The sequence below is a fragment of the Dapis purpurea BLCC-M126 genome, assembly GCF_050015975.1.
In the GTDB taxonomy this organism is placed as follows: domain Bacteria; phylum Cyanobacteriota; class Cyanobacteriia; order Cyanobacteriales; family Microcoleaceae; genus Trichodesmium.
The window spans coordinates 1-8,702 of sequence record NZ_JBNHER010000228.1; the positions used below are offsets into that span (position 1 = coordinate 1).

The following is an 8,702-nucleotide window of genomic DNA, read 5'->3' on the forward strand; positions in this document are numbered from 1 at the left end:
CTTACTCATTACTCCTACAACAGTTTTGTGGTCTACTCAACTGAAAAGCACTGTATACCATTACTATGGCACCACCATCAATATTTGTACCTCATTTAGAATATTTTTCCATCTTTTCGGTGTATCTATCTCTACAAACGACTTCGTACCTCAAAAATTTAGTCCCAGATATTGATAGCAAATGGCTTCTATACTTGGAATCTACTTTCAATAATTGATAATTGATAATTACCTCTTCCTTTTAGGGAGAGGATTGAATAAAAGGAAAATTTTTTCTTGTTTCTCCTTTAAATGAGAGGCTTTAAACCTTGATTATTCGGTACTTTGAATACAATTTTCTCACTTCAGAATATCAGTTATCGCTCCCCAAAAATCTCTACTTATCCATTGAATAACTACAATTTTTCTCACCCAACCATTTCTCTCCTAGCTGTTTGAGAGATATCATCACTGGTTGCACTTCTAATCCTTTCTCTGTCAAAGAATATTCAACATGGGGAGGCACTTCTGGATACACCCGCCTTGCTAACAAACCATGCTTTTCTAACTCTCTCAGTCTTAATGTCAGGGTTTTCGAGCTAATTCCCGGTAGAGCTTCTAATAATTCATGAGTTCGGCGATCGCCACTCAACAACTGTTGCAAAATCAATACCGACCACTTACCACCCAATATTCCTAATACAAACTGAATCGGACAATTGTTGTTTAAACACAATATATCCCTCATTTTAACATCCGATTTGACATTCTTATTTTTAACTTTCATTTTTTTCTAACTCTTAAAAATTTATCTTTCTTTAATAATAACCTTTACTACTGAAAAAACAAAATTTTTTACTTTTTGTAACTAAAGATTTTTTCAGACCCTATATTGCAATTACACTAGAAAGTATTAGGATGTAGATGGAGAGAAAAAATCCTCCTCTAGCTGAAAAACTAGAATATATTATAGAAATAATCCACCTTACTTATGGAGTTTAACAGTTAAGGATCGATAAGTTTGTTTTTCTTAACATCCCACAAATCAATCATTAACTTTAACATTTTGACAAAAAAAGAAACAAAACTAAATAAATAAATCCTGCTTCGCAACACGGCAGAAATAAAACATTGGAGGAGAAAATTATGGTGAACCTATTAGGTCAGAAAAATACAACAAAAGTAGATAAAGAAACAGCATTTGTACTCTGGTTTGAAACAGTAGGAATTGCTGATATTCCATTGGTTGGAGGTAAAAACGCATCCCTGGGAGAAATGATTCAACAATTAACACCCAAAGGTGTAAACGTTCCCAATGGATTTGCCACCACCGCTCACGCATATCGGTATTTTATCCAAAAAGCTGGTTTAGAGAAAAAACTGCGAGAACTATTTGCTGACCTAGATGTAGAAGATGTCAGAAATCTCCGTAAGCGGGGAAAACAAGCTCGTACACTTATTCTTGATACTCCATTTCCAGAAGAATTAGAAAAAGCCATAGTCGCAGCATATCATCAAATGTGCGATCGCTACGGCACCTCCGCCGAGTATTGCGACGAACTAGAAGGTAAGTCCAAACAAGAATGCGAACGCTACACCAAAGAAGTAGATGTAGCAGTACGTTCCAGCGCAACTGCTGAAGATCTACCGGATGCGAGTTTTGCCGGACAACAGGAAACCTACCTCAACATTTACGGTGATGAAGCAGTATTAGAAGCTTGCCATAAATGTTTCGCCTCCATATTCACAGACCGCGCTATTTCCTATCGTACCATCAAAGGCTTCGACCACTTCGACGTTGCGTTGTCAGTAGGCGTGCAAAAAATGGTACGTTCTGACCTCGCATCCTCCGGCGTAATGTTTTCTATCGATACTGAAACTGGATTCAAAAATGCTGCTCTTGTAACAGCAGCTTACGGTTTAGGTGAAAACGTTGTCCAAGGTGCAGTCAACCCAGACGAATATTTCGTTTTCAAACCTACTCTTCAACAAGACTTCCGCCCCATCCTGGAAAAACGCCTCGGTACAAAAGAACTGAAGATGATTTATGACATCGGCGGTTCCAAACTTACTAAAAATGTGCCAGTGCCAGTTTCCGAACGGGAAAAATATTGCATTAATGACGACGAAATATTGCAACTAGCAAAATGGGCCTGTATTATTGAAGAACATTATTCTGAAGTGCGCGATCATTACACCCCAATGGATATTGAATGGGCCAAAGACGGTCTCACTGAGGAACTGTTCATCGTGCAAGCACGTCCAGAAACAGTGCAATCTCAAAAATCTGGCAGCATTCTCCGTAACTTCAAACTCAAAGGTAGTAGCGATGTATTAGTTCGCGGTCGTGCCGTGGGAGAAATGATTGGGCAAGGTGAAGCTCGTGTTATCCTTGACGTGCATAAAATTGACGAGTTCATGCCAGGGGAAGTTTTGGTGACTAACAAAACCGACCCCGACTGGGAACCTATTATGAAAAAGGCTAGCGCTATAGTTACTAACCAAGGCGGGCGGACTTGTCATGCTGCTATTATTGCGCGGGAAATGGGTATTCCAGCAATAGTTGGTTGCGGTGATGCTACTAAAGTGCTGATGACTGGTCAGGAAGTAACAGTTTGTTGTGCTGAGGGTGAAGAAGGCAAAGTGTATGAGGGTATGGTGCCATTTGAGGTACAGGAAACTTTGTTAGGTGACTTACCTAAGACTCGCACTAAGATTTTGATGAATGTTGGCAACCCAGAGGAAGCTTTTGGTCTGTCTTCTATTCCTTGCGATGGCGTTGGTTTGGCACGGTTGGAATTTATTATTGCCAATCATATTAAAGCTCACCCATTAGCTTTAATCCACTATGACAAATTGGAAGATCCGTTAGTAAAACGGGAAGTTGGTAATTTGACCGGGTTGTACGAACACAAACCAGATTTCTTTGTAGATAAACTGGCGCAAGGTGTTGGTACGATCGCTGCTGCTTTTTATCCTAATCCTGTAGTGGTGAGGATGAGCGATTTCAAGAGTAACGAATATGCGAACCTATTGGGCGGTCGTCAGTTTGAACCTTCTGAAGAAAACCCCATGATTGGTTGGCGGGGTGCTTCTCGTTACTACGATCCGAAATATCGCGATGCTTATGCTTTAGAATGCCAGGCATTGAAGCGGGTACGGGATGAAATGGGTTTGACTAATGTAATTCCGATGATTCCTTTCTGTCGGACTCCCGATGAGGGTCGCAAGGTATTAGCGGAGATGGAGAAAAATGGTTTAAAACGGGGCGAGAATGGGTTGCAAGTTTATGTGATGTGCGAGTTGCCCAGTAATGTGATTTTTGCCGACGAATTTGCCCAAGTATTTGATGGTTTCTCCATCGGTTCTAACGATCTGACTCAGTTGACTTTGGGTTTAGACCGAGATTCGGCATTAGTGGCACACATTTTTGACGAACGGAATGAAGCGGTACGTCGGATGGTGAAAATTGCCATAAAAGCAGCTAAGAAATACGATCGCAAAATTGGTATTTGCGGTCAGGCACCTAGTGATTATCCAGAGTTTGCCCGCTTCTTAGTCGAGGAAGGTATTGATTCCTTGAGTTTGAATCCTGATTCGTTGTTGAAGACACTTTTGGATATTGGTAAGATGGAGGAGTCAGGTTCCGTGATGGATGACATTATGGATGTAGCGCGGGCGAAGTAATTTTATAATAGTGCAATAGTAAGGGCAGGTTTTAGCTAGAATTTTAATGCTTACTCTAAGATTTATATCATGTTCGGCTCAATAATTACTATAACTAAAGCTCGTAGTAGGGCTTCAGCCCGAACTGTAGATAGGGCTAAAGCCCTACTACAAACAAAAACTTTTTTATCAGTGATTATCCAAACATGATATTACATAAACCCTCCCTAATGCACACCCATTAGTTGTGTCAGTTTAGTAAGTTTTTGATAATTTCTATCTTTAGTCTAGAAACTAGTGATCGCTCCTTTTTTCAAACATAGATTCTATGTAGTAAAAAGGAGCGATATTGCTTCTTTTTACCAAAAAGTATGGTCTAAAGTTTCCTTAAGTTTTTGTTTGTAGTTGGGCTTTAGCCCGAACTGTAGATAGGGCTGAAGCCCAACTACAAGCTTTAATTATAACTAACCGAACATGATATAACTGATAACTGAAATCTACTCTTCCTCATCAAAGACTGGCGGCCAAAGTTCAGAAATGGATATTTCCCAACCAGGGAATAGTTCGGGAATGCTCAATATGTCATCACCTCTAAGTTCAATGGGTTCACCTGTGGGGCGATAAATTATTAATCAGGACTTACGCAAATACACTATATATAGCGTATAGTCAATATAGCGATCGCGTAAAAAAATATAGCGATCGCCTCAAGGTTTTTGCTCTTGTTAAAACAAGAGCAAAAAACAGTTATAAAATCAAAATTGCCCTGAATTTTATTGTAGGGTTCTTCAATTCTTTTCTCAGATTATCTGAGAGCAATTCATGTTTGATTTTGTAGATAGTTTTTCCTAATTTCACAGCTAATTTTTTTAAAAAATTCCAGACTAACATAGCACAAGCTATGTGATTTTTCTGAATTTGACTGAGACGGCATTGACAAAATTATATACCTGTTAATTGTTTAATTTCTCTGTGAAATTCTTCGATCTTCCATCTGGTTTGAGACTCAAATTCTACAGCATCTACTGAAGATTGACCTAAGTCGTTAGTTGCAATATATTCTGTCCTGTTGGTAGAAACAGTTGCCCAGAATAGTTTGACTTTCTTATCTCTTGGAAACCCTTTAATTTTAATTACTTTACCTGAGATTTTTTCTGATTCATCCCAACTTAATTCTCCTATATTTTTATATTTCTCTACACCACCAGTATCATCTACGTGCGCGATTTATTTTCAAGGGACAATAATAAATTTTTCCTAAGTTATCTATCAATCCCATCAACCTTTGTGTTGCATACCAACTGTCCATTAACACAGTCTTAAATGGTAGTTTTTTTTGATTTACTACACATAAAGTCATTTCTTGAACATGATCTATTTTGGTTTTTTTGTCAGTATCTGGGTCATAAATTCGATAATCTATGAGCCAAAATTGTTCAAGTTTTGGATTAAAATATATGCAATTCACTATCCCTATACCGCGAATTACTTTATGCTCATTACCACTATATTGTCGCCGGAATAACTCAATTTTATTAGCATATTCCTTGTTGAGAACTGTATCATCAAAGATTAAATAGCCTTCTGTGTCAGTCACAATTTCTTCTTGAAAAGAATAGTTAAAACTATTCAAATATTGCATAAATCAGGATTAGATTTTAATTAAATAGCGATTATTTACCGCCATAATACTAGGTTGAAATCAATCATTTCCATGATGAATCAATCTGATATACCCACTTATTGGGTGAGTAAAGATAAGAAAAGTAAAGCAAAGTATAATCTTAATTTAAAAGGAGTAAGAATAATTACTTGCGAATCGTCTTTAGGATTAGAATTTAAAGCAGTTTTATTAATTTGGTTAGAACAATTTGATGACTCTATAGGAAAAAATAAAACTGATGCTGAAATATTAGTAAGGAGAAAAATATATGTTGGGATGACTCGCGCTCAAGAATATTTGCATTTATTTTCTAATGATGGTAAACGAATTTTCTTTTTACAAAAAGATTTACCATATTCTTTGAGAAAAGAAAAGCTAAAAGTATATTTTAATTTAGAAAAAACTTGGGATAGAAAACATCAAAAACAATCATTTAAAGCTGTTAATTTCTCTAGTTCATAAATATCTAACATTACTCAGCCTAAATAACCTCTAATTTCTGGACAGGATTTGGAAAATATGTTGTGGGGAATAGGGAATAGGGAATAGATAAAAAAAATCAAGTATTTTCCTATTTTAATAGATCATTAAGCAAATATAGCAGTCGCCATTACTGGCGCGAACATTCTCAAATATAGTCACAGCAAAAATTTAACTTTAGCCTTCAGCCTTCTGACTTCAGTTATAAAGCCAGTTTTTGTTCCGTCAGAATAGAACGCCAAATATTATTGTAGGGACGTTCCATGGAACGTCCCTACTTTTTTTCGGAGTAGTTTAGTAGAAGTAATTAATTGCCAACTACATCTTCACAGTCACAGTCTTAGTCTCTGTATACTGCTGTAAACCATACTCTCCCAACTCCCGACCAATACCAGACTGCTTAAAACCACCAAACGGTGCAGCAGCATCAAACACATGATAACAATTTATCCAAACTGTACCAGCACGAACAGCATGAGCCACAGCATGAGCCTTACCTATATCCCGCGTCCATACTCCCGCAGCCAAACCATAGATGGTATCATTCGCCCTTTGTACCAGTTCATCAATATCCTTAAACTTAATGATGCTCATCACCGGACCAAAAATTTCTTCTCTGGCAATCTTCATCTCATCTTGCACGTCAGCAAATACAGTAGGTGCAATAAAATAACCACGATCGCCTACTCTTGCCCCACCACATAACATCTGGGCACCATCCTGTTGACCAGACTCAATATAGCTCATCACTTTATTAAATTGTTCTTCATCTACCTGGGGTCCCTGTTCAGTTCTAGTGGCAAATGGGTCGCCCACCATCCGACGTTTTGCCCGCTCTACACTTTTAGCAACAAACTCGTCATAACATTTCTCTTCCACAAATAAACGGGAACCCGCATTGCAACACTGACCTTGGTTAAAAAATAAACCGTGATGAGCGCCTTCAATGGCAGCATCCATATCTGCATCCGCAAACACAATATTCGGACTCTTGCCACCGAGTTCCAAAGTCACCCGTTTTAAGTTACTCTTGGCAGCAGCTTCCATGACTAAATGACCTACTTCTGTGGAACCAGTGAAAGCAACTTTATCAATATCGTTATGGTGGGAAATGGCAGCACCAGCAGTTGGGCCATAACCGGACAAAATATTGATTACACCAGGAGGAAAACCAGCTTCGATCGCTAACTCTCCCACCCGGAAGGCTGACAATGGTGTTTGTTCGGCAGTTTTCATTACTAATGTATTACCCATTGCCAATGCTGGGGCAAGTTTCCAAGCTTGCATTAATAGAGGGAAGTTCCAAGGAATGATTTGACCGACTACTCCCACTGGTTCGTGGCGAGTGTAGCAGAAGTAGGAGCCATTGATAGGAATGGTTTTGCCTTGAACTTTGTCTGCCCATCCTGCATAATAGCGATAACAGGCGATTGATAAACGTAAGTCTGCATTGAGAGAGTCATTGAGTGGCTTACCATTATCTAGGGTTTCCAGTCTTGCCAACTCTTCTATATTTTGTTCCATCAAATCTGCTAATTTGTATAGAAGTTCCCCTCGTTTGGTAGCGGACATTTTTGGCCAGTCGCCACTGGTAAATGCTTTACGGGCTGCTATTACGGCTTTGTCTACATCAGGTGCATCGGCTTCCGCAACATCACAAATAACTTCTCCTGTTGTTGGGTTAATGGTTTCAAACCGTTTGCCAGAGGCACTTTCTACCCACTCGTTATTAATTAATAGTTTGGTTTGGCCAATTTTAACTTTTTGTTCTGGTCTTGTGGCTATTACCATAAATTTTTTCCTCACTTTGTCGTGAATATAACTTTATTTAACTGTTCGTGATATTTATGTCTAAAAAACTTTAGATATTTTTAATAATACATTAACAGAACAAAGAAGCAAAAGAATTTGGAGCGCACCATTTTTGTAATTGGAAAAATGAAGAAGAGATCGCAGCAGCTAGTAGCACTGTAGATTTACTTATTAGTCTGTTTCATCAGAGGTTGATTGGGATCAAACTTTTAGTTTGTTAGCAAAAAATTGTGTTTTCTACTTAGTTGCGCTTCCTGTTTCAATGTTAAATATACCTTTATTACCTTGAGTTTTCGAGTAAAAAGCTGTTGTGGGTAGTTTAGTTGGCGGACGGGGTTTTATGACAGAAATGTTGGAATTTGCAGCAATTCATCAAATTCAACCAATGATTGAAACTATGGCTATTTCTCAAATTAATGAAGCAATGGATAAGGTATTAGCAAATAAAGCTCGTTATCGGATTGTTTTAATTTCTGAATAAATTTAATCATTGCATTTTTAGAACCGATAAAAATCAATCTGATGTTGTTTGCACACCTTGAAACGTCTCTACAAAGGTTGTGGTCTTGAATGTCTGGTTTACTATTTTAGTTGTGTCTCGCCACTACTTCCTGTAAAATCTCATATGGCGTCAACAGCTCATTTATTTGGAGTTGCGGTGCATTCACTTGGCTGTTCATGTTGCGTTCATGTCGGCGATAGCTGTTTGGGCGACATGACTTAAAAAAAGCAAAACACAGCCTACTTGATTTAGAACAACTATCGTCAGACACTTTTTTATATCAAATCTGCTCGGGTTCAGTATAAAAAATGTTCCATCTGAACGTCATTGCCAAATCTTTCGTCGATCTCCCCATCTCCCTATAGTCCCTCTTAGAAAGGTAATTGACATCTCCAGGGGTTGAAACACCCTGGATTCCGTGGTTTACCGACCGCAAATGGGACGGGGCGTTTAAAGTGCGGAAGTAAATTCCGCACGCAGCCCCTCATAAATCCACATTTGCTTACAGCCTGTCAACAGACTTCTAAACTCCTCGGCATAGACCTAAATCTAGCTGTGAGCTTACTTTTTTTTAGCTTTCACGAGTGGTTTTACTCAAGA

5 protein-coding genes and 1 pseudogene are annotated in these 8,702 nt (G+C 38.4%); 3 read left to right on the forward strand and 3 right to left on the reverse strand.

Features of this window, described 5'->3' with window-relative positions; translation table 11 throughout:
- Positions 1–376: 376 nt before the first annotated feature.
- Entirely contained in the window at positions 377–727 is a 351-nt protein-coding gene (locus ACP6PL_RS20235) for a winged helix-turn-helix transcriptional regulator (protein WP_426547079.1), read from the reverse strand.
- 398 nt (positions 728–1,125) lie between these two features.
- On the opposite strand from ACP6PL_RS20235, the gene ppsA reads away from it, so the two are divergent.
- Entirely contained in the window at positions 1,126–3,666 is a 2,541-nt protein-coding gene (gene ppsA / locus ACP6PL_RS20240; RefSeq protein ID WP_426547075.1) for a phosphoenolpyruvate synthase, read from the forward strand.
- A 726-nt stretch (positions 3,667–4,392) separates the two neighbouring features.
- Here ppsA and ACP6PL_RS20245 read toward each other — a convergent pair.
- Positions 4,393–5,254, reverse strand: a pseudogene (locus tag ACP6PL_RS20245) (IS701 family transposase); the annotation flags it as partial.
- Positions 5,255–5,359: 105 nt separating this feature from the next.
- Here ACP6PL_RS20245 and ACP6PL_RS20250 point away from each other — a divergent pair.
- Positions 5,360–5,770: an ATP-binding domain-containing protein gene (locus ACP6PL_RS20250; RefSeq protein WP_426547076.1), complete on the forward strand. Its 411-nt coding sequence runs from the start codon at positions 5,360–5,362 to the stop codon at positions 5,768–5,770.
- 336 nt (positions 5,771–6,106) lie between these two features.
- On the opposite strand, the gene ACP6PL_RS20255 is transcribed toward ACP6PL_RS20250, so the two are convergent.
- Positions 6,107–7,579, reverse strand: a complete 1,473-nt coding sequence (locus ACP6PL_RS20255; protein ID WP_426547077.1) for an aldehyde dehydrogenase family protein — start codon at positions 7,577–7,579, stop codon at positions 6,107–6,109.
- Positions 7,580–7,910: 331 nt separating this feature from the next.
- Here ACP6PL_RS20255 and ACP6PL_RS20260 point away from each other — a divergent pair, with 331 nt between their 5' ends.
- Positions 7,911–8,081 (forward strand): hypothetical protein, encoded by a 171-nt coding sequence (locus tag ACP6PL_RS20260; protein ID WP_426547078.1) that lies wholly within the window; start codon positions 7,911–7,913, stop codon positions 8,079–8,081.
- The last annotated feature ends 621 nt before the right edge of the window (positions 8,082–8,702 follow it).